Genomic DNA, 25,466 nt, shown 5'->3' with positions numbered 1-25,466 from the left:
CCTTTCCCAGTATGCAGCCGGTTATAAATCCGAATTATCCAGGGTTGTCGGTACGGGTTGCCGATGAAGGTTTTGCCGCCTATATCTGGGGCAGTGATTTCAGTTTTGAAGTCGCAGCCTATGGTGCGGCCGAAATCGGCAAACCGGTCGCACAGTGGCCGGTGACGCCGATCACGCCTTATCGCAAGTGCTACGGCATCGACCCGGAGGAGTTCAGCAGCTTTCGCGATGCCGCCGACAGCGCGATTTTCATGGCCTACCTGGATGACCAGCCCGTAGGGCACCTGGTGGTCAGTACCAACTGGAACGGTTTTGCCCATATCGACGAGTTGGCGGTGCATGCGCCGGCCCGGCGGCACGGCGTGGCCAAGGCCCTGCTGGATGTGGCGCAATTCTGGAGTCGCAAGAAGAAACTCCCGGGCATCATGCTCGAAACCCAGAACAACAACCTGGGGGCTTGCCGGCTCTATGAACGCTGCGGTTACGTGATCGGCGGGATCGATCACCTGCGCTATCGCGGCATCGATCCGAACACCGCCGAAGTGGCGCTGTTCTGGTATCGACTGTTCGAAAACCCGCTGGAAAACCCGCTCAGTTCGTCAGCATCGCCGCGGCTTGTTCCGTGACGATGGCCAACAGGGTCTGAACCGCCGGAGAGGGTTCGGCGTTTTTCAGGGACAGGGCGTAGAGGCTGACCGGGATGGCGGGTGCCAGCGGGCAGCTGTCCAGTCCCGAGGCTTTGGCACCGAGGGCGGTGAAGGGGTCGACGATGGCCAGGCCTTCGCCGGCCTCGACCATGCTGCGCATCATCTGGTGCGTCTGCACCCGGGTCTGGATCACCGGGGCCGGGCGCAAGCCGTGCAGTTTGTTTTCCAGTGCCGGGCTCAGCGGGTCGTGCCCCTCCAGGCCGATCATCGATTGGCCGGCCAGGTCCTGCAGTGAAATGTATTTCTGTTTCGGTTGCAGCCAGCCATGGGGGGCGAGCAACTGAAGTTTGCCCTGGGCAATCACCTGGCAATCGAGGTCGGCGTGATCGGGGTCGTGCAGGCTCAGGCCCAGATCGCTTTCACGCAGCAGCAGGCTTCTGACGATGTCGCGGGTCGGCTGGCTCAGCAGTGTGCAAGGCGCGTCGGGCAGGCGTCGCCGCAGGGCCGCGATACTGTGTGGCAACAATTGGTTGGCCAAGGGCGGGGTGCAGATGATGCGCAGCGGCGGCGCCAGGTATTGCCTGAGGCTGTTGGCCAGACGTTGCACCGGTTCGAGCGCGTCGTAGACCCGGGCGATTTCCACCTGCAGTTGCTGCGCTTCGCGGGTGGCCTGCAATCGTCCGCGAACACTGGCGAACAGCATGAACCCCAACTGATCCTCGGCGTCGCGCAGCAAGCGCTCGACTTCGGTCACTGGCAACTGCAGCCATTCGGCGGCGGTGCCCAGGTGACCGGTCTGCAGGAGCGCCTGGATCACTTCGATATGGCGTAAGCGCATGCGTGAAGTCCATGTTCAGCAGGTGGAGGAGTCAGTGGCTGAATCCTACCCCAAGTCCGCGCATATGACTTCTGCTCATAACGACGGGTTATGAAGCGCTGACGGTTTGCGGTTCGCGGGTAATGGTCACGCCGGTTTGCACCAGCATGAATTCATTGTCGTCGACCTTGTTGACACGGTCGCCAATGGCCAGCTTATAGGTAGTGACAGGCCCTGAACCGTCTACCGCCGGGGTAGATTCCTGGAACTCGTGCACCGAATAAATACGGCCTTGCGCGTCTCTTGCATGGAACTGACCGACGAGTACTGCTGCCATCTGCTTAGAACCTCTGGAGATAAATCACTCAATTTGCGGCTCTGTAGACCGTGCCTGGGTGAGGTAAGTTTTCCTACAGGAAAAAAATAGTCAGGGACGGCGTTTTCAGTCGCCCGCTGCTTGAATCGTCATCTATAACTACAAGCTCTTCATATCGGACAGTCGAGACATTCCCATGAGTAACGTCTATTCGGTCGCCGTCGTGGTCGGCAGCTTGAGAAAGGAATCGATCAACCGCAAGGTCGCACGGGCCCTGGCTGAACTGGCACCGGCCAATCTGAAGCTGAACATCGTCGAAATTGGCGATCTGCCGCTCTACAACGAAGACATCGATGGTGCTTCACCGCCGGCAGCCTACAGCACTTTCCGGCAACAGGTGAGTACATCCGACGCGGTGCTGTTCGTGACCCCGGAATACAACCGCTCGGTGCCGGCGCCGTTGAAAAATGCGATTGACGTGGGCTCGCGCCCCTACGGGAAAAGTGCCTGGAGCGGCAAGCCGGGCGCGGTTATCAGCGTTTCGCCGGGGGCCGTCGGCGGGTTTGGTGCCAACCACAACCTGCGTCAATCCATGGTGTTTCTCAATGTGCCGCTGATGCAGCAACCGGAGGCCTATCTCGGGAACGCCGGTTCGGCGTTCGACGAGGCGGGCAAATTGTCCGAGTCGGTCAAGCCGTTTCTGCAAAGTTTCATCAATGCCTATGGGCAATGGGTCGAGCAGCACAAGAAAATCTGATGTTCGTTTGCCAGCGCTCAGTCCTGCGAAGCGCTGGCCAATCGGCTGCAAACCAGTGCTTCCATTTCCGACAGCCAGGCGGCGGTTTGTTCCGCCGCCGGTTGTGCCGTGACGCAGTAGCGACGACCGCCCCAGGCCATGATGACCCAGGCTTCTATGGTCGGCGCTGACGGCTGCATCGGTATATCGCCGCAGGCCGCGAAGGCTTCCCGCCATTTTTGCGACAGTTCTTCGTACACCCTTCGGTGATGCTTGGGTTCGGCGATCTGATGCTCGATGAGCGACACGGCATGGTTGAACAGGGGTTGTCGGGGATCGTCAGGGTCGCAGGTCAGGCGTATCAGTCGCTTGATGCGCGCCAGCCAGTCCAGGTCGTTTGCCTGGATGACGTCTTGATCCAGTTGGGCCAGCAGTACATCCAGGCGATGCCGGATGTAACCCGACAGCAGGGCTTTTTTGCTCGGGAAATAGTCATACAGCGTGCCAACCGCCACCCCGGCTTCCAGTGCCACATCCCGGGTGGTCAGTCTTGACCAGCCGTTGCGCTGCCAAATCCGAACAAAAGCCTCGTAAATCGCCTCGACGGTGAGGATCGCCCGAGCCTGACTCGGTCGTTTCAGCGGTTTGGCGCGGGAATTGAGGGTGGGCGAGCCGCCCCTGGTGTTTCCGAACCCACTCTTCATCGGCAGTCATTACCCTTGTGTGACCCGCCACCTTGTCGCAGCAGGAGACCGAACATGCAGGATTTCACCACGGTAACACGCCTGATTACCCGTAAAAATGCCCTGGATCAGAGCCGCATAGCGCAGGAGCGACGTAGCCTGGTTCCGGCTGCCGGCGAGGTGATCCTGAAGATTGATCGTTGCGCACTGACCACCAACAACATTACGTACGCGGCGTATGGCAATTCAATGAACTACTGGGGTTTCTTTCCTGCAGGCGAGGAGGGCTGGGGCCACATTCCGGCCTGGGGGTTCGCGGATGTCATTGTTTCGACCGTGGTCGGCATCGAGGTGGGCGAGCGCTTCTACGGTTACTTTCCGCTGGCCAGCCACCTGTGGATGCGCCCGGAACGGGTCACCGAACGAGGCTTCTACGACGGGGTCGGGCATCGCTTGGGGCTGACCTCGGCGTACAACCAATACACCCGTTGCAGCTGGGATCCGTACTACAGCCCGGAAACCGAAAACCTGCAGATATTGCTCAAGCCACTGTTCCTGACCTCTTCAATGCTGGCGGACTTCCTCCAGGACAACCAGTTCTTTGGCGCAACCCGGCTGGTGTTTTCCAGTGCGTCGAGTAAAACCGCCTACGGCACGGCGGTCTGCCTGGAGAGTCATCCGCAACTGGAGCGGATTGCCCTGACCTCGGCCGCCAACAAAGCTTTTGTCGAAACCCTCGGTTGTTACGAGCGGGTAGTGTCCTATGAAGAGCTGACGAGTCTTGGGAATGATCGTCCTGCGCTGTATGTGGATTTTTCGGGTGACCTCCCGTTGCGGGATCAGGTGCACCAGCACTGTGCCGGACAACTGGTCTACAGCTGCTTCGCCGGCTCTGCGCAAAGTACCGATGAGGCACGGTTGACGGCTATCGAAGGGCCACAACCGGTGTTCTTTTTTGCACCGATCCAGATCCGCAAGCGCAATGCCGAATGGGGGCCGGAAGGGGTCAGCCAGCATATCGGCGAGGGGTTGCTGCGGTTTATTCGGCAGGTGACGGAAAGTGAGAAACCGTTGTTGAAGGTGATTGAAAGTCGAGGTTATGAGGCAGCGCAAAGCGTCATTTTCCGCTTGTTCCATGGCCAGGTCCCACCTGTCGAGGGGCATGTGATTCGGTTGTAGGCGGGCAGTCTTCGTGCATCCCGGATAGACCGTGGTGACTTCTTCGCGAGCAAGCCCGCTCCCACATTTGATCTCGGTCGAATACAGATTTTGTATCCGCTGAAGATCCCTGTGGGAGCGGGCTTGCCCGCGAAGGGGCCGGCACAGGCAATACAAAAACTCAACCCTGTCCCGGCACATTCGGCCAAAGATCCGCCACCAGAAACAATCGCTCGGCCTCTTCCCAGTCGCTATTGGCATTTTCCGTCAGGCGTACCAGCAGTTGTGCCGGCGCCAGCGGGTCCAGGTCCTTGAGCCATGCCCGCATCTGTTCAGGGGTCCAGGTGTGCTCCGCCGAATAGTGCGCCGGTGCCAGCCAGGCATGGCGGGGCAGGGGTTGCCAGCGACCGGGCGCGCTCTGGGCAACCAACGCCGGCCAATCCTTTTGATGCAGCCAGCGACCGCGCAAATGCTGCGGATGGGCACCCGACGGCGGGGCGGCCTGTCCGGGCCAGGGGTAGAGCAAATAACCCCCCAGCCACAAATGGGCGCTGAAGGCCTGGATATCCAGCGCCGCCAGTACTTCACGGCTCTCGGGGCGTGCGGAAATCGGTAACTGATGCTGGCTCAGGTGCGCCAGTTTGCGGTCGAGCCGATCGTGGCAGCCCGGGCCCAGCCACTGGGCGGTGTCGTGCCCGTCGCCCGATTGCGGGCCGAGGTAGAGCTTGATCGCCAGTTCCAGGTGATGCACGCCGTCGCGGTCACGCAGCAGCATGTCCAGTTCACCCAGGGTGTGCCCTTCGCGGCGAATCGGCATGTTGGCGGCAATCAGCTCAATGCCCGGCGCGTGCTGCACGGCAAATTGCCAGAGGCGTTCGTAGTACAGACCCAGGCGGCGGGTCCGGGCCTGGGCCAGCCAGTGCAGCAAGCCATAACTGTCCCGGTCCAGCTGCCGCAGCCACTGCTCCAGCCGGTCCGGTGCCTGCACCCAGTCGCTGCCGGCCAACGGGTGACGTTGCGGCCACGGGGTATCGTCCAGCATGGGCGGGGCGAGGATGACCCACGCCAGGTCACGCACTTCGGGATGGCGTAACTGATGGGGCAGGTGGAGCAAATCCGGAAATAGCATCATCTTGCGAGCATAGCCCGAAACACGGGCACACCCTTGAAGCTGAAAGGATTTTGTCTACGGGCCGCTTTCGCCCATAATCGTGGTTTTCGCCGCCACACAGATCCCCGCAGGAGCCCCATGGAGCAATTTCGCAATATCGGCATCATCGGTCGCCTGGGCAGTTCCCAGGTGCTGGATACCGTCCGCCGACTGAAACGGTTTCTGCTCGATCGTCACCTGCACGTGATCCTCGAAGACACCATCGCCGAAGTGCTGCCAGGGCACGGCCTGCAAACCTCGTCGCGCAAGATGCTCGGCGAAGTCTGCGACATGGTCATCGTGGTCGGTGGTGACGGCAGCCTGCTCGGTGCTGCCCGGGCATTGGCCAAACACAATATTCCGGTGCTCGGTATCAACCGGGGCAGCCTGGGGTTCCTCACCGACATCCGCCCCGACGAGCTGGAAACCAAGGTCGCCGAAGTGCTGGATGGCCACTATCTGGTGGAAAACCGCTTCCTGCTGCAGGCCGAAGTCCGCCGCCATGGTGAGGCGATCGGCCAGGGCGATGCCCTGAACGACGTCGTGCTGCACCCCGGCAAATCCACGCGAATGATCGAATTCGAGCTGTACATCGACGGCCAGTTCGTCTGCAGCCAGAAGGCCGACGGCCTGATCGTCGCCACGCCGACCGGTTCCACCGCCTACGCATTGTCTGCCGGCGGGCCGATCATGCACCCCAAGCTCGACGCTATTGTTATTGTGCCGATGTACCCCCATACCTTGTCGGGTAGACCGATCGTGGTCGATGGCAACAGTGAGCTGAAAATCGTCGTGTCCAAGGATATGCAGATTTACCCGCAAGTCTCGTGCGACGGGCAGAACCACTTCACCTGCGCGCCCGGCGACACCATTACCGTCAGCAAAAAAGCCCAGAAACTGCGGCTGATTCACCCGCTCGACCACAACTACTACGAAGTCTGCCGGACCAAGCTCGGCTGGGGCAGCAAGCTGGGGGGTGGAGGCGACTGATGCTCGATCCCGCGCGTAGCTACGACCTGATCGGTGACGTGCACGGTTGCGCCCTGACCCTGGAGCACTTGCTCGACCGACTCGGTTATCACAAACAGGGTGGCGTCTGGCGGCATGCTTCGCGCATGGCGGTGTTCGTCGGCGATATCATCGACCGCGGCCCGCGGATTCGCGAGGCGCTGCACATCGTCCACGACATGGTCGAGGCCGGTCAGGCGCTGTGCATCATGGGCAACCATGAGTTCAATGCGCTGGGCTGGAGCACACCGGCGCTGCCCGGCAGCGGCAAGCAGTTCGTGCGCGAGCACACGCCGCGCCATGCTCGCCTGCTGCAAGAAACCCTGACCCAGTTCGAAGGCCATCCGGCTGACTGGCACGACTTCCAGCAATGGTTCTATGAGCTGCCGCTGTTTGTCGATGCCGGGCGCTTTCGCGTGGTCCACGCCTGCTGGGATGCCGGGCTGATCGAGCCGCTGCGGGCGTTGTTCCCCAACGGTTGCGTCGACGAGCATTTTCTCCAGGCATCGGCGGAGTCGGGTTCGTTTGCCTGCACCGTGTTCGATCGCCTGCTGCGCGGCACCGACATGCGCTTGCCCCATGGCCTGACCATGACCAGCGGCGACGGCCTGGTGCGTTCGTTCTTCCGCACCAAGTTCTGGGAAGACGATCCGAAAACCTACGGCGACATCGTGTTCCAGCCGGACGCGCTGCCTGAGCCCGTGGCGCGGACGCCGCTGACGTCCACTGAAAAGAACAGCCTGCTGCGCTATGGCATCGATGAGCCGTTGTTGTTCGTCGGCCATTACTGGCGCAGCGGCAAGCCGGCACCGATCCGCCCGAACCTGGCCTGCCTGGATTACAGCGCAGTGCTCTACGGCAAACTGGTTGCCTATCGACTGGATCAGGAAACCCGCCTCGATCCGGATAAATTCGTCTGGGTCGATGTCGAGCGGCCGGAGGTGCTGCAATGAGTGCTGTAGCGGTATTGCGTCTGCCCCTGGCGGTGGACTTGAGCGGGTTCGTCACCCTGCTCAAGCGCATGCAAGTGCCCCATCGGGTCAGCGAAGAAGCGGGCGAGCAAGTGCTGTGGGTGCCGGACAACATCAGTGAAGACGTGCGCGCGCTGTACGAACGGTTTCCGGCGGGCGATCCCGACCAGCAACTGGACATACCGGTGGCGCAGACCATCAAGCGCCCGGGCTTTGTCGAACAATTGAAATATGCCAGGGCCACTGCGCTGGTGTTGCTGCTGAGCCTCATCGTCGGTGCCATCACCTTGCTCGGTGACAACCTGGAAACCATGCGCTGGTTGACCTTCCTCGAATTTCGCGTAGTCGGCGAATACATCCATTTCACACCGCTGGCCGACAGCCTGGCGGCGGGGCAGTGGTGGCGCCTGTTCACGCCGATGCTGATCCACTTCGGCATCCTGCACCTGGCGATGAACGGCATGTGGTACTGGGAGCTGGGGCGGCGCATCGAGTCGCGCCAGGGCAGCATCAACCTGATCGGCCTGACCCTGCTGTTCAGCCTGGTGTCCAACTACGCCCAGTACTACTTCAGTGGCCCGACCTTGTTCGGTGGCCTGTCCGGCGTACTGTACGGCCTGCTCGGGCATTGCTGGATCTTCCAGTTGCTGGCGCCGAACCCGGCTTATCGCCTGCCGCGCGGCGTGCTGGTGATGATGCTGGTGTGGTTGCTGCTGTGCCTGTCCGGGCTGGTCTCGATGATCGGCTTCGGCGAAATCGCCAACGCGGCCCACGTCAGCGGGTTACTCATCGGATGCTTCACCGGTTTGTTGGGCGGTTTGTATAACCGCCGTAAACTGGCCGCCTAATTCAAGAACATGCAATAAAGAGACGGAGACCCAATGTCCTCTTTTAACGAAATGATCCAGAACATCACCCCCGATATCTACGAGAGCCTGAAACTGGCCGTGGAAATCGGCAAATGGTCCGACGGTGGCAAGCTCACCGCCGAACAACGCGAGCTGTCGCTGCAGGCGATGATCGCCTGGGAAATCCAGAACCTGCCCGAGGACCAGCGTACCGGCTACATGGGGCCGCAGGAATGCGCCTCGAAGTCGATCGAAGTGCCGAACATCCTGTTCAAGTCGGATGCCATCCATTGATCGAGATTGGTCGCGGTGCAATCAGCAAAATGTCGGCACGCCTTGACGGGCCGAACGTGCAATACGCTTTCCGTCTGGGCGAAACCGAGGTCCCGGTCAATCCGTTGATCGGCACCACGGTGCGCCTGGAATACCTGGGGGCGATCCACTGCACCCATTGCGGACGCAAGACCAAGACCAGCTTCAGCCAGGGTTACTGCTACCCGTGCATGACCAAGCTGGCCCAGTGCGACGTGTGCATCATGAGCCCGGAGCGCTGCCACTTCGACGCCGGCACCTGCCGGGAGCCGGAGTGGGGCGAGACGTTCTGCATGACCGATCACGTGGTGTACCTGGCCAACTCGTCGGGGGTGAAAGTCGGGATTACCCGTGCCACCCAGTTGCCGACCCGCTGGCTCGACCAGGGGGCGAGCCAGGCCTTGCCGATCGTGCGCGTATCGACCCGGCAGCAGTCGGGTTTCGTCGAGGATCTGTTTCGCAGCCAGGTGGCGGACAAGACCAACTGGCGTGCTTTACTCAAGGGCGATGCGGCGGCGGTGAACCTGGCCGAGGTTCGCGATCAACTGTTCGACAGCTGCGCCGAAGGCTTGCAAGGGTTGCAGGAACGATTCGGCTTGCAGGCGATCCAGACGGTTACCGGCGTCGAACCGCTGGAAATCCGCTACCCGGTCGAGCAATACCCGGCGAAGATTGTCAGCTTCAACCTGGACAAGAACCCGATTGCCGAAGGCACGCTGATGGGGGTCAAGGGCCAATACCTGATCTTCGACACCGGCGTGATCAACATTCGTAAATACACGGCTTACCAGCTCGCCGTGCATCAGTAAGGACTCCAGCATGCGCACCGAACAACCGAAGATGATCTACCTCAAGGACTATCAGGCGCCCGAGTACCTGATCGACGAAACACACCTGACCTTCGAGTTGTACGAGGACCACAGCCTGGTCCATGCGCAACTGGTGATGCGCCGTAACCCCGAGCGTGGCCCGGGGCTGCCGCCGCTGGTGCTGGACGGCCAGCAGCTGGAACTGCTGTCGGTCACCCTGGCCGACCAGGAGCTTTCCGAGGCACAGTATCAGCTGACCGAGAATCACCTGACCCTGCACCCGACCAGCGCGACCTTCACGGTCGATACCAGCGTCAGGATCCATCCGGAAACCAACACCGCACTGGAAGGCCTGTACAAGTCCGGCACGATGTTCTGCACCCAGTGCGAGGCCGAAGGCTTCCGCAAGATCACCTATTACCTCGACCGCCCGGACGTGATGAGCACATTCACCACCACGGTCGTCGCCGAGCAGCACAGCTATCCGGTGCTGCTGTCCAACGGCAACCCGATCGCTTCCGGCCCCGGCGAAGACGGCCGGCACTGGGCGACCTGGGAAGACCCGTTCAAGAAACCGGCGTACCTGTTTGCACTGGTGGCCGGTGACCTGTGGTGCGTCGAAGACAGCTTCACCACCATGAGCGAGCGCAACGTAGCGCTACGCATTTACGTCGAGCCGGAAAACATCGACAAATGCCAGCACGCCATGAACAGCCTGAAGAAGTCCATGCGCTGGGACGAAGAGGTCTACGGTCGCGAGTACGACCTGGACATCTTCATGATCGTTGCCGTGAACGACTTCAACATGGGCGCCATGGAGAACAAGGGCCTCAACATCTTCAACTCCAGCGCCGTGCTGGCCAAGGCCGACACCGCCACCGACGCCGCGCACCAGCGGGTCGAGGCGATCGTCGCCCACGAATACTTCCACAACTGGTCGGGCAACCGCGTGACCTGCCGCGACTGGTTCCAGCTGTCGCTCAAGGAAGGCTTCACCGTGTTCCGCGATGCCGGGTTCTCCTCGGACATGAACTCGGCCACGGTCAAGCGCATCCAGGACGTGGCGTACCTGCGCACCCACCAGTTCGCCGAAGACGCCGGCCCCATGGCTCACGCCGTGCGCCCGGACAGCTTCATCGAGATTTCCAACTTCTACACCCTGACCGTGTACGAAAAGGGCTCGGAAGTGGTCGGCATGATCCACACCCTGCTCGGCGCCGAAGGCTTCCGCAAAGGCAGCGACCTGTACTTCGAACGCCATGACGGCCAGGCCGTGACCTGCGATGACTTCATCAAGGCCATGGAAGATGCCAATGGCGTCGACCTGACCCAGTTCAAGCGCTGGTACAGCCAGGCCGGTACACCGCGACTGGCGGTGAGCGAGTCCTTTGATGCCGCGGCGAAAACCTACAGCCTGACCTTCCGCCAGAGCTGCCCGGAAACCCCGGACAAGGTTGAAAAACTGCCGTTCGTGATCCCGGTCGAGCTGGGGCTGCTCGATAGCAAGGGTGGCGAGATTGCCCTGCGTCTTGCCGGAGAGGCGTCGGCCCAAGGCACTTCCCGAGTGATCTCGGTGACCGAAGCCGAGCAGACCTTCACCTTCGTCGACATCGCCGAACAGCCGCTGCCTTCGCTGCTGCGTGGTTTCTCGGCACCGGTGAAACTGAGCTTCCCGTACAACCGCGACCAGTTGATGTTCCTGATGCAGCACGACAGCGACGGCTTCAACCGCTGGGATGCCGGCCAGCAACTGTCGGTGCAGGTGCTGCAGGAATTGATCGCCCAGCAGCAGAAGGGCGAAGCCCTGGTGCTCGATCAGCGTCTGGTGTCGGCGCTGCGCACGGTGCTCTCGGACGCGTCGCTGGATCAGGCCATGGTCGCCGAAATGCTCTCGCTGCCAAGCGAAGCGTACCTGACCGAAATCAGCGAAGTGGCGGACGTCGAAGCGATTCACAGCGCCCGCGAGTTTGCCCGCAAGCAACTGGCTGACGCGTTGTTCGAGGGCTTGTGGCTGCGTTACCAGGCCAACCGCGAACTTTCGAAGCAAACACCGTACGTGGCCGAGGCCGAACATTTTGCCCGTCGCGCCTTGCAGAACATCGCGCTGTCGTACCTGATGCTCAGCGGCAAGCCGGAGGTTCTGGCGGCGACGCTGGAGCAGTTCGACGCCTGCGACAACATGACCGAGCGCCTGACGGCACTCGCCGTGTTGGTCAATTCGCCGTTCGAGGCCGAGAAGGCCAAGGCGCTGGCCAGTTTCGCCGAGCACTTCAAGGACAACCCGCTGGTCATGGACCAGTGGTTCAGTGTCCAGGCCGGCAGCGTGTTGCCGGGCGGGCTGGCACGGGTCAAGGCGTTGATGCAGCACCCGGCGTTCAACATCAAGAACCCGAACAAGGTGCGGGCGTTGATCGGCGCGTTTGCCGGGCAGAACCTGATCAACTTCCATGCGGCGGATGGTTCCGGGTATCGCTTCCTGGCGGATCTGGTGATTGAGCTGAACGGGTTCAATCCGCAGATTGCTTCTCGGCAGTTGGCGCCTTTGACGCGCTGGCGCAAGTATGACGGTGCTCGGCAGGCTTTGATGAAGGGGGAGCTGGAGCGGATTCGGGCTTCGGGGCAGTTGTCCAGTGATGTGTTTGAGGTGGTCAGCAAAAGCCTGGCTTGATCCTGATACCGCGCAGTGCCAGGCACTGCGCGGTGCTTGCTTCGCGAGCAGGCTCGTTCCCACAAGGGATGTTCGATTCCAGCAGGCGTTGACATCATCTCTGCGGAAGTTTCGGTGCCTGGGAAGCAACCACGCCGCGAACTTGTTTGCGGAGTGGTGCCTTGAAAACATTCAAGAGGTTTTAAAGAATAGTTGCCTGGCTATTTCGGTAGGCACCTTGCTTCGCCAGACGCGCACCACTTGCGTGTCTTCCTGCGACTGTTTGAGCTGTGTCTTGAACCCGATGGAACGTTGATCCGCGCGCTTCAAGTGGCCAGCGACATAGGCCAAGTCTGGATCGGTGCTGTTGGCATAGTGAAAGTGCGCATACCACAGGACTTCGCCGGAGTGTTTATCCCTGATGGCAAACTCTGTGAGAAAGTCCCTTGCGTTCGTGGCTTGGCGGTTTTTCAGTGGTTCGATACTCAGCTCTTCACATTGCCACAAGACTAGAAGCTTCTCCGCCGTCGGCGCCTGCCTTTTGTATCCGGCATTGCGGTACTTCAGACCTGTAGACTTCAAATCTTTTGCTTCAGTACGAAACGCTTCGATGACTGCCGATGTTTTCGGGTCTTCGCTTTTGACGAGAACAAGTTCGTCAATGATTGATTCCAGTTGTTCGGCGAGCTGCTCCAGCAAGGTGTTCCATTCCGCAGGACGCTTTTCTTCGCGCAGCGAAGGGTCATTCAGCTGTTTAATTTCGCGTTGAATCTTTGCTTCGCGTTTTGCGCGATCGAGTAGCAGTTTGTTACCTGCCGCGATAATGGTTGTCGCAGACCGATAGACCGGTTTTGGCGCGATAGCTAGTGTTTGCTCAATTTCGGCGTAGTCACTTTTCGATGGACTCTCTTGCCGGGTATTTGCGATTTCGCCGGATTGAGGGGTACGAGTCTCGATGGCTTCGTGTTCCACTTTGGGCTTTCGAACTTCAGTTTTCTTGGTCAAAGCGCCTTTATTGAGCAACTTTAAGTTGCGTGTTTCTTCCGGCTTGTGTTTCAACGGCAGTGACGAGCGGGGCAATACCATGACTTCTTCGACCTCTAGGATCGCAGCGGCCAGATCTTTTTCGGCAATGACGCGAGCCTCTTCGAGACATTGTTGAAAGGGCTCCTGATATTCCATGCGGATTTGAGTTGAGCCCATTTCCTTGAGTGAGCGAATGGCGTGGGCATAGGTTTCATACTGATTGAGCGCATTCTCGTACGTCGAGATTTTGTTTTCCGGGGGGGTGCCCCGATTGTTGCGCATCTCAATGTGCGCCCTGACCGCAGAGTGCAGTTCGTTTCCAACTAATTGCTTGAGGAAGTTAAGCTCGGTCAGATCATCGATCGGGCGGTGGTGGTTTAGTATCAAGTTTTTGTAGCGGGGCAGCATGCATAACTTCACACTGCTGGAGTCATGCAAGCTTGACACCATCCTCAGAGTTTTATCATGGGCGTGGGACTTCGTCAGCCGAGGTATTTCCTCAAGCATCGTTTCTAGTTGGATCGTCCCCACTAACAACTCTTTTAATTTGTCTATTTCTTTTTTCTGCTGTGCCATCAAATTTTCGTAAGCAGCGGACTCGCCACGGTCCATTTCGATCTTCACCCGCGATAACAGCTTGTCTATGCTTTCACCTTCGGAGGTAACTTGCAGGTCGCGACCCTGTTTGCTCAGCAAACTATTACACAACATCTGCTCAGTGGCTGCATCGATCAATGTTTTCCGCAGATCGTTTTCGTGAGCGGTGTCAGTGTCAATTTCTCGAACATGATTCAGGGCATTAATCCACTCCTGTCGCACCGGCTTGGCATTGTCCAGGCACTGTTTCCACTTGCGCATGGCGACTTCGAATACGTCGTGGGCTACTTTGGTATCGTTAAGCGCCTCTTCATATTTATATTCCGGTGCTGCCTGGTCCTTGCCCGCAGGCGATGCGACCTCCAGGCTATTGAAAGCGCAAACAAGTTTTTCCCTTTTCAACTCAAAATCTTTTCTGGCAGCAACGACTTTGGCGAACGCTGCCTTCTGCGTCGGGCGATGGGCGTTGAACTGTTGTTTTTTGGTCTCCAGCGCAGCAGATCTTTTGGCTTTTTCTGCACGCAAGGCAGCAGTTCTATGTCTGCCAGCTGTCTGCTTGTCGCCGCTGGCAATCGATCTGGGGCTCTTGCCATCCAGATTTTCCGGCAACCCCGTCTTGAGTGGTTGCACGGGCGACACTAATACCGATGGTCCCTGGGTAACGAGTTTCACCGCTGTTGCAAGGGGTGTTTGGTTTTTTGGAGGGTTGTCGTTTGCGGGACGGCTGCTGGATGTGCGGCCGCTTGCGCCGATTGCGCCGTTTGGGGGTGAAGGCATTTTTTGCCGTCCATGGGGAGTCAATGCGTACCACCATAAGGGGGCGGCCAGTCGGTTTCTGACAAAAAACGCTCATGGTTACAATTCGCCTGGCTACATGAATCAGCCAAACACCGGTATAGACCGTCCATGAACAACTCGATCACCCTCGGCAATACCCGACCATTCACCCGGGCCGCATCCCCCCTCGGTTAACAAAACATAACGTGGCGTCGATTGTCAGACATTAAAAAACACCGATAGGATAGGCCAGCTTCCGAAGGGGCTCTGGATGGCGGGTTTCAGGACTATGCTCTGAAACAGCCGGTCCGGACACGCACCCTTGCGGCGCCCAGAAAGGTTGAACGACCTAACAATAATAATGGGAGAAGGTCTATGAGTGAGCCTGTCATGGGTGTGGGTATCTGCCGCCCGCCGGCACTGCGCAAATTAGCGTTGCTGGCTACAGCGCTCTCGCTGTTGGGCTCTGCCATGCTGTCGGCACCTGTGCTGGCCGCGGCGGCGCCAGCATCCGATGTTGTTTATTCCATTGAATCGGCCAAGGCTGCCAAAAGCCTGATGCTCGATGTCGTCCACGCCGGCAAGCGCCTGGTGGCGGTCGGGGATCGTGGGCACATCCTGTATTCCGATGACCAGGGCGCGACCTGGACCCAGGCCAAGGTTCCGACCCGGGCCCTGCTGACGTCGGTGTTCTTTGTCGATGACAAGCATGGCTGGGCCGTCGGCCATGACGCGCAGATCCTCGCCAGCGAAGACGGCGGCGTGACCTGGACCAAGCAATTCGAAGACCTCAATCGTGAATCGCCGCTGCTCGATGTCTGGTTCAAGGACGTCGACAGCGGCTTTGCCGTGGGCGCTTATGGCTCGCTGATGGAAACCACCGACGGTGGCAAACATTGGGAAGACGCCAGCGACCGCCTGGACAACGAAGACCAGTACCACCTGAACGCGATTGCCGCGGTCAAGGACGCCGGGCTGTTCATTGTCGGCGAGCAGGGCAGCATGTTCCGCTCCGCTGATTGGGGCCAGACCTGGGAGAAGCTCGAAGGTCCGTACGAAGGTTCGCTGTTTGGCGTGATCGGCACGGCGCAGGCTAATACGCTGCTGGCCTACGGACTGCGCGGCAACCTTTATCGCTCCACGGATTTCGGCAGCACCTGGGAGCAAGTCGAGCTCAAGGCTGAGCGCGGCGACCTGGAGTTCGGGCTTTCCGGCGGCACGCTGCTCGACGATGGTTCCATCGTGATCGTCGGCAACGGCGGTTCGGTGATTCGCAGCAGTGACAATGGCGAAACCTTCAAGGTGGTCAACCGTCCGGACCGTATTTCGGTCTCGGCAGTGACGGCGGCAGGCAATGGCAATCTGGTTCTGGCCGGGCAGGGCGGCGTTCGCGTCACCTCGCCAAACGGCACCGAGTCGGGCAAATGAGCCGGGTTAATAATAAGAAGGCGGAGCTATGACTTCCTTGAGTACGCATCACCAGGACAAGGCGACGTTCCTCGAGCGCCTGATCTTCAACAACCGTCCGGCAGTGATCACGATCTGCCTGCTGGTCAGTATTTTCCTGTTCTGGCAGGCGACGCTGATCCGTCCGTCCACCAGCTTCGAAAAGATGATCCCGCTGGAGCATCCCTTCATCCAGAAGATGATGGAGCACCGCAACGATCTGGCGAACCTGGGCAACACCGTGCGGATCTCGGTGGAAGCCACCGATGGCGACATCTTTTCCAAGGAGTACATGGAGACCCTGCGTCAGATCAACGACGAGGTGTTCTACATCTCCGGTGTCGACCGTTCCGGTCTGAAATCGCTGTGGAGTCCCAGCATTCGCTGGACCGAAGTGACGGAAGAGGGCTTCGCCGGCGGTGAAGTGATTCCGCAGAGCTACAACGGCTCCCAGGCCAGCCTCGATCTGCTGCGCAACAACGTGCTCAAGTCCGGTCAGGTCGGGCGCCTGGTGTCCAACGATTTCAAATCGAGCATCGTCGACATTCCGTTGCTGGAGTCCTACCCGGACCCGCAGGACCAGGGCAAGCTGCTGGCGCTGGACTACCGCAAGTTCTCCCACGAGCTTGAAGACAAGATCCGCACCAAGTTCGAAGCGCAGAACCCGAATGTGAAGATCCACATCGTCGGTTTCGCCAAGAAGGTCGGTGACCTGATCGATGGCCTGGTGATGGTCGTGATGTTCTTCGGCATCGCCTTCGTCATCACCCTGATCCTCCTGCTGTGGTTCACCAACTGCCTGCGCAGTACCGTCGCCGTGTTGAGCACGACGCTGGTGGCCGTGATCTGGCAGCTGGGCCTGATGCACTTCTTCGGCTTCGGGCTCGACCCCTATTCGATGCTGGTGCCGTTCCTGATCTTCGCCATCGGTATTTCCCACGGCGTGCAGAAGATCAACGGGATCGCCCTGCAATCGAGTGAAGCGGAAAACGCCCTGACGGCGGCGCGTCGCACCTTCCGTCAATTGTTCCTGCCGGGGATGATCGCGATCCTCGCCGATGCCGTGGGTTTCATCACGCTGCTGATCATCGATATCGGCGTGATCCGCGAGCTGGCCATCGGCGCATCCATCGGTGTGGCGGTGATCGTGTTCACCAACCTGATCCTGTTGCCGGTGGCGATTTCCTATGTCGGCATCAGCAAGCGTGCCGTGGCCCGCAGCAAGAAAGACGCCACCCGCGAACATCCGTTCTGGCGCCTGCTGGCGAATTTCGCCAGCGCCAAAGTCGCGCCGGTTTCCATTCTGCTGGCGCTGATCGCCTTCGGCGGCGGCCTGTGGTACAGCCAGAACCTGAAAATCGGCGACCTCGACCAGGGTGCCCCGGAGCTGCGTCCGGACTCGCGCTACAACAAGGACAACAACTTCATCATCAACAACTATTCCACCAGTTCCGACGTGCTGGTGGTGATGGTCAAGACCAAGTCCGAAGGTTGCTCGCGCTACGAAGCCATGGCGCCGATCGACGAGCTGATGTGGAAGATGCAGAACACCGAGGGCGTGCAGTCGGCGATTTCCCTGGTGACCGTGTCCAAGCAAATGATCAAGGGCATGAACGAAGGCAACCTGAAATGGGAAACCCTGTCGCGTAACCCTGATGTGCTGAACAACTCCATTGCCCGCGCCGACGGCCTGTACAACAACAGCTGCTCCCTGGCGCCGGTGCTGGTGTTCCTCAACGATCACAAGGCCGAAACCCTGGATCGCGCGGTGCATGCGGTGCAGGAGTTCGCCAAGGAAAACAACAAGGACGGCCTGGAGTTCATCCTCGCTGCCGGTAACGCCGGGATCGAGGCGGCCACCAACGAGGTGATCAAGAAGTCCGAGCTGACCATCCTGATCCTGGTGTACATCTGCGTGGCGGTCATGTGCATGATCACCTTCCGCTCGTGGGCGGCGACCTTGTGCATCGTGCTGCCGCTGGTGCTGACCTCGGTACTCGGCAACGCGCTGATGGCCTTCATGGGCATCGGCGTGAAAGTGGCGACCTTGCCGGTCGTGGCGCTCGGGGTGGGGATTGGCGTGGACTACGGCATCTACATCTATAGCCGCCTGGAAAGCTTCCTGCGTGCCGGCCTGCCGCTGCAAGAGGCGTACTACCAGACGCTGAAGTCCACTGGCAAGGCCGTGCTGTTCACTGGTCTGTGCCTGGCGATCGGCGTGTGCACCTGGATCTTCTCGGCCATCAAGTTCCAGGCCGACATGGGTCTGATGCTGACCTTCATGCTGCTGTGGAACATGTTCGGTGCGCTGTGGCTGTTGCCGGCACTGGCGCGGTTCCTGATCAAGCCGGAGAAACTGGCGGGGCAGAAGGGTAATTCGTTGTTTGCTCACTGATCCATGTTGAAATGAAAAAGCCGCAACCTTGGTTGCGGCTTTTTTGTGTGCGTTGAAGATCAAAAGATCGCAGCCTTCGGCAGCTCCTACAGGGGAATGGTGTACACCTGTAGGAGCTGCCGCAGGCTGCGATCTTTTGACGTTGCTCTACGACGGATCGCTACCCAACACCACATTCAACGCACTGCGCGCATCATCCAGCTGCACCAGCGTTGCATGCCGGGCGCCCAGAGCATCACGGTTTTCAATGGCGGTCAGGATTGCCTTGTGCCGCGGCAGCGCCAGTTCATGCAGGTTCGGTCGCTGGTTCGAATGCTTCAAGGCTTCGGCGATGGCCACCGAGAGCATGTTGCACAGGTTGGCCAGCAAGTCGTTGTGCGTGGCGTCGGCGATGCGGCTGTGGAAGTCCAGGTCCGGCTGCAACAGCGCCTCCGGTGTCGGCGCGGCTTCCATGCGCTGGTAGGCCTCACCGATGGACGCGATGTCCGCCTCGGTGGCGAATTGCGCGGCGAGGGCGGCAGCGGCCGGTTCGATGATGCTGCGTACACTGGTCAGCAGGTCGAAAAACTGGTTCTGCGGACTGCTCTGCATCAACCAGTGCAGCACGTCCGGATCGAGCATGTGCCAGTCCTTGCGCGGCTTGACCACGGTCCCCACGCGCGGGCGGGAATACACCAGGCCCTTGGCAACCAATACTCGGGTGGCTTCGCGCAGCACCGGCCGGCTGACCGCATATTCTTCGCACAACAGCGCTTCGGCCGGCAGTTTGTCGTCCGGCAGGAAACGTCCCGAGACGATCTGCATGCCCAGTTCCTGGACGATGCGCGAGTGCATGCTTTTGCGGTCGGAGGGTTTGCGGTAATCCATGGGGAACGGCGCGGTCCTGTGCGAATAGGTGTCGCGCATGATAGCAGGCGCGGCACGAACTTGAGGCGGGCGTAGATCAAATGTGGGAGCGGGCTTGCTCGCGAAAGCAGTGGGTCAGGCAACATATGCGTAGGCTGACACTCCGCTTTCGCGAGCAAGCCCGCTCCCACAGGGGACGGAGGTGATCAGTGGGAGTGACGGGGCACTTCAGCCCCACGGCAACCGACCAGGAAGTCGAAGTCGCAACCCTGGTCCGCTTGCAGCACATGGTCGATGTACAGCTGACGATATCCCCCGACGATCAGATTCTGCGGCGGTTGCAGGTCGGCCATGCGCGCGGCCAGTTCGGCGTCGGGAATATCCAGGTGCAAACGGCCGCTGGCGCAATCGAGTTCGATCCAGTCGCCTTCTTTCACTGCGGCCAGCGGTCCACCGGCAGCGGCTTCGGGGGCTACGTGGAGGACAACAGTGCCGTACGCGGTGCCGCTCATGCGCGCATCGGAAATGCGCACCATGTCGGTCACACCCTGGGCCAGCAGCTTGGCTGGCAAACCCATGTTGCCCACTTCGGCCATGCCCGGATAACCCTTCGGCCCGCAGTTCTTCATCACCAGGATCGAGTTGGCATCCACGTCCAGTTCCGGGTCGTTGATCCGCGCCTTGTACATGTCGAAGTTCTCGAACACCACCGCGCGACCGCGATGCTGCATCAGTGCCGGCGTGGCGGCGGACGGCTTGAGCACGGCGCCCAGCGGTGCCAGGTTGCCGCGCAAGACACAGATGCCGCCATCGGCGCGGATCGGGTTGTCGAGGGTGCGGATCACTTCGTCCTCGCCATAAATCGGCGCGTCTTTGGTGTTCTCGCCGATGGTTTTGCCGTTGACGGTCAGGGCATTCGGGTTCGGGATCAGGTTGGCTTCGCCGAGGCGACGCAGCACTGCCGGCAAGCCACCGGCGTAATAGAACTCCTCCATCAGGAAGCGTCCCGACGGTTGCAGGTCGACGATGGTCGGCATGCCGCGACCGATACGGGTCCAGTCGTCGAGGTCCAGCTCCACGCCAATGCGCCCGGCGATGGCCTTGAGGTGAATCACCGCGTTGGTCGAACCGCCGATAGCGGCGTTGACGCGAATGGCGTTTTCAAAGGCTTCCCTGGTGAGGATCTTCGATAGCTTCAAGTCTTCATGCACCATCTCCACGGCACGCATGCCGGACATGTGCGCCAACACATAACGGCGCGCATCCACGGCCGGGATCGCGGCGTTGTGGGGCAGGGAGGTGCCGAGTGCTTCGGCCATGCAGGCCATGGTCGAGGCCGTGCCCATGGTGTTGCAGGTGCCGGCCGAGCGGGACATGCCGCCCTCGGCCGCGAGGAAGTCGTCGATGCTGATGGTGCCGGCCTTGACCTGTTCGCTGAGTTGCCAGACCACGGTGCCGGAGCCGATGTCCTTGCCCTTGTGCTTGCCGTTGAGCATCGGCCCGCCAGTGACGACGATGGCCGGTACGTCGCAACTGGCGGCGCCCATCAGCAGTGCCGGGGTGGTTTTGTCGCAACCGGTCAGCAGCACCACCCCATCGATCGGGTTGCCGCGAATGGCTTCTTCCACATCCATGCTCGCCAGGTTACGGGTGAGCATGGCGGTAGGACGCAGGTTGGATTCGCCGTTGGAGAACACCGGGAACTCCACCGGGAAGCCGCCGGCCTCGATCACGCCACGTTTGACGTGCTCGGCAATCTGGCGGAAATGCGCGTTGCACGGAGTCAGTTCCGACCAGGTGTTGCAGATGCCGATGATCGGCTTGCCATGGAACTGGTGGTCGGCGATGCCCTGATTCTTCATCCAGCTGCGGTACATGAAGCCGTTCTTGTCGGCCGTGCCAAACCATTGGGCGGAGCGCAGGGTGGGTTTCTTATCAGACATGATCGGTTCTCTTATTGTATGACTATATTGTTCGAGCTGAGGCGTAACATAAGCTCAAATTGCGATGTTTGGAAGTGTTGTTGAGTAAATAGTATTACTATATAGTCCGCTCAAACGGAGGGATGGTCCTGGCGAATTTTTCGCGAGAGGCGTCCCCCGAGGTTCCATAACAACAACAATTGGAGACCGATCTCATGAGCCAGGAACTGCGGCTTATCCGTCGCATCACGCTGAAACTGATTCCCTTCCTGATCCTGCTGTACCTGATCGCCTACGTAGACCGCTCCGCAGTGGGCTTCGCCAAACTGCACATGGGCGCCGACATCGGCCTGGGCGATGCGGCGTACGGACTGGGTGCCGGGCTGTTCTTCATCGGCTACTTCCTGCTGGAAATCCCCAGCAACCTGATGCTCGACCGCTTTGGCGCACGGCGCTGGTTTGCGCGGATCATGATCACCTGGGGCGCCATCACCATCGGCATGGCCTTCGTCCAGGGGCCGAACAGTTTCTATGTGATGCGCTTTTTGCTTGGCGCCGCCGAGGCCGGTTTCTTTCCCGGTGTTCTGTACTACATCACCCAATGGTTCCCGGTGCGCCATCGCGGCAAGATCCTGGGGCTGTTCATCCTCTCGCAACCCATTGCGATGATGATCACCGGCCCCGTGTCCGGCGGCCTGCTGGGTATGGACGGCGTGCTCGGGCTGCACGGCTGGCAGTGGCTGTTCATTGTCATTGGCATCCCGGCGATCCTGCTGACCTGGCCTGTACTGCGCTGGTTGCCGGACGGCCCGCAGCAAGTGAAGTGGATGGACCAGGCGGAAAAAGACTGGCTGAGCGGCGAGCTGAAAAAGGACCTGGACGCGTATGGCCAGACCCGTCACGGCAATCCGCTGCACGCCCTCAAGGACAAGCGCGTCCTGCTGTTGGCGCTGTTCTACCTGCCGGTGACCCTCAGCATCTATGGCCTCGGCTTATGGTTGCCGACCCTGATCAAGCAGTTCGGCGGCAGCGACCTGGTGACCGGTTTCGTTTCCGCGGTGCCGTACATCTTCGGCATTGTTGGCCTGCTGATCATTCCGCGCAGTTCCGACCGCTTGAATGACCGCTACGGCCACCTCGCCGTGCTTTACGTGCTGGGTGCGATCGGCCTGTTTCTCAGCGCCTGGCTGTCGGTGCCGGTGCTGCAACTGGCGGCGCTGTGCCTGGTGGCGTTCGCCCTGTTTTCCTGCACGGCGGTGTTCTGGACCTTGCCGGGCCGCTTCTTTGCCGGCGCCAGTGCGGCGGCGGGGATCGCCTTGATCAACTCGGTGGGCAACCTCGGCGGCTACCTCGGCCCATTCGTGATCGGCGCACTCAAGGAATACACCGGCAACCTGGCTTCGGGCCTGTATTTCCTGTCGGGCGTGATGGTGTTCGGGCTGATTCTGACTGGCGTCGTCTATCGCCTGCTGGAACGTAAACATGTCCTGCCGGCTGATGAGTTTGCGGCGAGTGCGCGTGGGGCCACCCGTACCTAAAGACCAACACCCATCAACTGTGGGAGCGAGCTTGCTCGCGATGAGGTCGTCACATTCAACATTGATGGCGACTGATACACAGCCATCGCGAGCAGGCTCGCTCCCACAGGGATTTACGGTGTTTTAAAGGAATAGGAGAAATTCATGCATTTGGTTCAATTCGAATTGAGTAACGGCGAACGCCGTGTCGGTGTGGTCGACAACGGCCTGGTCCGTGAAGTGCAGGACGCGCGCACTGTACGCGACCTGGCACTGGCGGCGATCGAGGCGGGCGCGAGCCTTGAACAACAGGTGCAGAGCCTGGGGCTGGGCATCAGCCATGACTATGTCGATCTGCTGACGCAACGGCGCATCCTGCCGCCGCTGGATCATGCGGACCCGGCGCACATGCTGGTCAGCGGTACGGGCCTGACCCATCTGGGCAGTGCGTCGGCCCGGGACAAGATGCACCAGCAGAGCGGCGACGAAACCGCGATGACCGACACCATGCGCATATTCAAATGGGGCGTGGAGGGTGGCAAGCCGGCGGCGGATGAAGCCGGCGTGCAACCGGAATGGTTCTACAAAGGCGATGGCAGCATCGTCGTCCGGCCTGGCCAGCCATTTCCCTTGCCGCCGTTTGCCGAAGATGCCGGTGAAGAACCGGAGATCGCCGGCCTGTACGTGATCGGTCACGACGGCAAGCCGTATCGCCTGGGGTTTGCCGTGGGCAACGAGTTCTCCGACCACGTCATGGAGCGCAAGAACTACCTGTACCTGGCCCATTCGAAACTGCGCAGCTGCAGCTACGGCCCGGAACTGCGGGTGGGCGAGCTGCCGCAGCATCTGGCGGGCACCAGCCGCATCCTGCGCAACGGCGAAGTGCTGTGGCAGAACGAGTTCCTCAGTGGCGAGGCGAACATGTGCCACAGCCTCGCCAACCTGGAATTCCATCATTTCAAGTACAGCCAGTTCCTGCGCCCGGGGGACGTGCACATTCACTTCTTCGGTACCGCGACCCTGTCCTTTGCCGACGGCATTCGCACCCGACCGGGTGACGTGTTCGAGATCACCCAGGCCGAGTTCGGCGCACCATTGATCAACGGCATCGCCCCGGTCCCGGCGGCTTTCGAACCCGGCACCGTCGGCACACTTTGAGGACTTACCCATGATCCGGATTCTTGGTCACAACTACATCGGCGGCCAACGCAGCGCCGCCGGCAGCGTCAAGTTGCAGAGTGTCGATGCCAGCACGGGTGAGGCCTTGCCCCACGATTTTTTTCAGGCGACATCGCAGGAAGTCGATGCGGCGGCCAACGCTGCCGCGGACGCCTATCCGGCCTATCGCAGCCTGAGCGCGGAGCGACGGGCGCAGTTTCTCGATGCCATCGCCGATGAACTGGACGCCCTCGGGGATGATTTTGTCGCTGTCGTCTGCCGTGAAACGGCGTTGCCCGCAGGCCGGATTCAAGGCGAGCGTGGGCGTACCAGCGGACAGATGCGCCTGTTCGCCAAAGTGCTGCGTCGCGGTGATTTCTACGGCGCGCGAATCGACCGGGCATTGCCGGAGCGTCAGCCGTTGCCGCGTCCGGACCTGCGTCAGTACCGCATCGGCCTGGGACCTGTGGCGGTGTTTGGTGCCAGCAACTTTCCGCTGGCGTTCTCCACCGCCGGTGGCGATACCGCCTCGGCGCTGGCCGCCGGGTGCCCGGTGGTGTTCAAGGCCCATAGCGGCCACATGGCCACCGCCGAGCAGGTGGCCGATGCGATCATTCGCGCTGCGGAAAAAACGGGTATGCCGGCCGGTGTGTTCAACATGATCTACGGCGGGGGTGTCGGCGAGGCACTGGTCAAGCATCCGGCCATCCAGGCCGTGGGGTTCACCGGTTCGCTCAAGGGGGGGCGAGCCCTGTGCGACATGGCCGCGGCACGTGCGCAACCGATTCCGGTGTTCGCCGAGATGTCGAGCATCAACCCGGTGATCGTCTTGCCCCAGGCATTGCAGGTGCGGGCCGACACGGTTGCCCGGGACCTCACGGCCTCGGTGGTGCAGGGTTGCGGGCAGTTCTGCACCAATCCGGGTCTGGTGATCGGCATTCGCTCGGCGTCGTTCAGTGCCTTTGTGCAGCAAGTGGCCGGGCTGATGGGCGACCAGCCGGCGCAAACCATGCTCAATGCCGGCACCCTGGGCAGCTACGGACAAGGCTTGCAAAAACTGCTGGCGCATCCGGGAATTGAACACCTGGCCGGCAATCCGCAACAGGGCAATCAGGCCCAGCCGCAGCTGTTCAAGGCCGATGCGCGCCTGCTGCTCGATCGCGATGAAGTCCTGCAAGAGGAAGTGTTCGGGCCGACCACCGTGGTGGTCGAGGTCGCGGATCAGGCGCAACTGACGGCCGCCCTGAACGGTCTGCACGGCCAATTGACCGCCACCGTCATTGGCGAGCCGCAAGACCTCGAGCAGTTCGCCGGGCTGACGGCATTGCTGGAGCAGAAGGTTGGGCGAATCCTGCTCAATGGCTATCCCACTGGCGTGGAAGTCTGCGACTCGATGGTCCACGGCGGACCTTACCCGGCAACGTCCGATGCGCGCGGTACATCGGTGGGCACACTGGCCATCGATCGTTTCCTGCGCCCGGTGTGTTTCCAGAACTACCCGGACAGTTTGCTGCCGGACGCGCTGAAGAACGGCAATCCGCTACGCATCCAGCGACTGGTGGATGGGCAACCATCGCGCGAGGCCCTCTAACGGCTGGCCACAATCCCTGTGGGAGCGGGCTTGCTCGCGAAGGCGGAGTGTCAGTCGACAGAGATGTTGAATGTTACCCCCCATTCGCG

General features: G+C 60.5%; 21 protein-coding genes. 14 read left to right on the top strand and 7 right to left on the bottom strand.

The annotated features are described in order from the left end of the window. The first annotated feature begins 11 nt into the window (after positions 1-11). Positions 12-626, top strand: coding sequence for a GNAT family N-acetyltransferase (locus AC07YV_RS18580; protein WP_102700599.1), 615 nt, complete (start codon positions 12-14; stop codon positions 624-626). Here the strand turns inward: AC07YV_RS18580 and AC07YV_RS18575 are convergent. Next, positions 592-1,485: a LysR family transcriptional regulator gene (locus AC07YV_RS18575; protein WP_102700600.1), complete on the bottom strand. Its 894-nt coding sequence runs from the start codon at positions 1,483-1,485 to the stop codon at positions 592-594. The genes AC07YV_RS18580 and AC07YV_RS18575 overlap by 35 nt on opposite strands. Positions 1,486-1,573: 88 nt before the next feature. Next, positions 1,574-1,801: a hypothetical protein gene (locus AC07YV_RS18570; protein ID WP_102673602.1), complete on the bottom strand. Its 228-nt coding sequence runs from the start codon at positions 1,799-1,801 to the stop codon at positions 1,574-1,576. A gap of 175 nt (positions 1,802-1,976) precedes the next feature. Here AC07YV_RS18570 and AC07YV_RS18565 point away from each other — a divergent pair, with 175 nt between their 5' ends. Next, positions 1,977-2,537, top strand: a complete 561-nt coding sequence (locus AC07YV_RS18565; RefSeq protein WP_102700601.1) for an NADPH-dependent FMN reductase — start codon at positions 1,977-1,979, stop codon at positions 2,535-2,537. Positions 2,538-2,554: 17 nt separating this feature from the next. Here AC07YV_RS18565 and AC07YV_RS18560 read toward each other — a convergent pair whose 3' ends face one another. Then, positions 2,555-3,220, bottom strand: coding sequence for a TetR/AcrR family transcriptional regulator (locus AC07YV_RS18560; RefSeq protein ID WP_102700602.1), 666 nt, complete (start codon positions 3,218-3,220; stop codon positions 2,555-2,557). 54 nt (positions 3,221-3,274) lie between these two features. Here AC07YV_RS18560 and AC07YV_RS18555 point away from each other — a divergent pair, with 54 nt between their 5' ends. Next, complete coding sequence (locus AC07YV_RS18555; protein WP_102700603.1) at positions 3,275-4,378, top strand: DUF2855 family protein; 1,104 nt, start codon at positions 3,275-3,277, stop codon at positions 4,376-4,378. A gap of 160 nt (positions 4,379-4,538) precedes the next feature. Here the strand turns inward: AC07YV_RS18555 and AC07YV_RS18550 are convergent, their stop codons facing one another. Beyond that, positions 4,539-5,489 (bottom strand): DUF1853 family protein, encoded by a 951-nt coding sequence (locus AC07YV_RS18550; protein ID WP_102700604.1) that lies wholly within the window; start codon positions 5,487-5,489, stop codon positions 4,539-4,541. Between the two features lie 117 nt (positions 5,490-5,606). On the opposite strand from AC07YV_RS18550, the gene AC07YV_RS18545 reads away from it, so the two are divergent. Genes AC07YV_RS18545 through pepN form a run of 6 tightly spaced genes read left to right on the top strand, consistent with a single transcriptional unit; the run spans position 5,607 to position 12,123 of the window. Next, a complete protein-coding gene (locus AC07YV_RS18545; RefSeq protein ID WP_008016128.1) occupies positions 5,607-6,497 on the top strand; it encodes an NAD(+) kinase in 891 nt (296 codons plus the stop codon). Beyond that, complete coding sequence (locus AC07YV_RS18540) at positions 6,494-7,468, top strand: metallophosphoesterase (protein WP_420849089.1); 975 nt, start codon at positions 6,494-6,496, stop codon at positions 7,466-7,468. Before AC07YV_RS18545 ends, AC07YV_RS18540 begins: the two co-directional genes overlap by 4 nt. Then, positions 7,465-8,334: a rhomboid family intramembrane serine protease gene (locus AC07YV_RS18535; RefSeq protein ID WP_015095365.1), complete on the top strand. Its 870-nt coding sequence runs from the start codon at positions 7,465-7,467 to the stop codon at positions 8,332-8,334. The genes AC07YV_RS18540 and AC07YV_RS18535 overlap by 4 nt, the downstream gene beginning before the upstream one ends. Positions 8,335-8,367: 33 nt before the next feature. Continuing rightward, the gene (locus tag AC07YV_RS18530; RefSeq protein ID WP_007979148.1) at positions 8,368-8,628 is read left to right on the top strand and encodes a YeaC family protein; all 261 of its coding nucleotides are present in this window, start codon (positions 8,368-8,370) and stop codon (positions 8,626-8,628) included. Beyond that, on the top strand, positions 8,625-9,455 hold the full coding sequence (locus tag AC07YV_RS18525; RefSeq protein WP_102700606.1) for a DUF2797 domain-containing protein: 831 nt from the start codon (positions 8,625-8,627) through the stop codon (positions 9,453-9,455). Before AC07YV_RS18530 ends, AC07YV_RS18525 begins: the two co-directional genes overlap by 4 nt. Positions 9,456-9,465: 10 nt before the next feature. Further along, the gene (gene pepN / locus AC07YV_RS18520) at positions 9,466-12,123 is read left to right on the top strand and encodes an aminopeptidase N (RefSeq protein WP_102700607.1); all 2,658 of its coding nucleotides are present in this window, start codon (positions 9,466-9,468) and stop codon (positions 12,121-12,123) included. Between the two features lie 171 nt (positions 12,124-12,294). Here pepN and AC07YV_RS18515 read toward each other — a convergent pair whose 3' ends face one another. Next, a complete protein-coding gene (locus tag AC07YV_RS18515; RefSeq protein WP_146025376.1) occupies positions 12,295-14,502 on the bottom strand; it encodes a hypothetical protein in 2,208 nt (735 codons plus the stop codon). Between the two features lie 375 nt (positions 14,503-14,877). Between AC07YV_RS18515 and AC07YV_RS18510 the strand changes: the two genes are divergently transcribed. Then, positions 14,878-15,930, top strand: a complete 1,053-nt coding sequence (locus AC07YV_RS18510; RefSeq protein ID WP_102700609.1) for a WD40/YVTN/BNR-like repeat-containing protein — start codon at positions 14,878-14,880, stop codon at positions 15,928-15,930. 28 nt (positions 15,931-15,958) lie between these two features. Further along, on the top strand, positions 15,959-18,343 hold the full coding sequence (locus AC07YV_RS18505; RefSeq protein WP_102700610.1) for an efflux RND transporter permease subunit: 2,385 nt from the start codon (positions 15,959-15,961) through the stop codon (positions 18,341-18,343). Positions 18,344-18,490: 147 nt separating this feature from the next. Here the strand turns inward: AC07YV_RS18505 and AC07YV_RS18500 are convergent, their stop codons facing one another. Both AC07YV_RS18500 and AC07YV_RS18495 read right to left on the bottom strand, forming a co-directional pair. Next, entirely contained in the window at positions 18,491-19,210 is a 720-nt protein-coding gene (locus AC07YV_RS18500; protein ID WP_156385876.1) for a FadR/GntR family transcriptional regulator, read from the bottom strand. Positions 19,211-19,395: 185 nt separating this feature from the next. Continuing rightward, positions 19,396-21,132, bottom strand: coding sequence for an IlvD/Edd family dehydratase (locus AC07YV_RS18495; protein ID WP_102700611.1), 1,737 nt, complete (start codon positions 21,130-21,132; stop codon positions 19,396-19,398). A 194-nt stretch (positions 21,133-21,326) separates the two neighbouring features. Here AC07YV_RS18495 and AC07YV_RS18490 point away from each other — a divergent pair, with 194 nt between their 5' ends. The 3 genes from AC07YV_RS18490 (at position 21,327) to AC07YV_RS18480 (ending at position 25,377) form a co-directional block, all read left to right on the top strand. After that, positions 21,327-22,649 (top strand): MFS transporter, encoded by a 1,323-nt coding sequence (locus AC07YV_RS18490; protein ID WP_102700612.1) that lies wholly within the window; start codon positions 21,327-21,329, stop codon positions 22,647-22,649. A gap of 144 nt (positions 22,650-22,793) precedes the next feature. Continuing rightward, positions 22,794-23,786 carry an AraD1 family protein gene (araD1, locus tag AC07YV_RS18485; protein WP_102700613.1) on the top strand — a complete coding sequence of 331 codons (993 nt, stop codon included), beginning with the start codon at positions 22,794-22,796 and terminating at the stop codon, positions 23,784-23,786. A 10-nt stretch (positions 23,787-23,796) separates the two neighbouring features. Then, positions 23,797-25,377 (top strand): aldehyde dehydrogenase (NADP(+)), encoded by a 1,581-nt coding sequence (locus tag AC07YV_RS18480; RefSeq protein WP_102700614.1) that lies wholly within the window; start codon positions 23,797-23,799, stop codon positions 25,375-25,377. Positions 25,378-25,466 lie beyond the last annotated feature (89 nt).

The organism is Pseudomonas sp. GW456-E7 (assembly GCF_059424105.1).
This window is presented reverse-complemented; position numbering and strand designations above follow the sequence as displayed.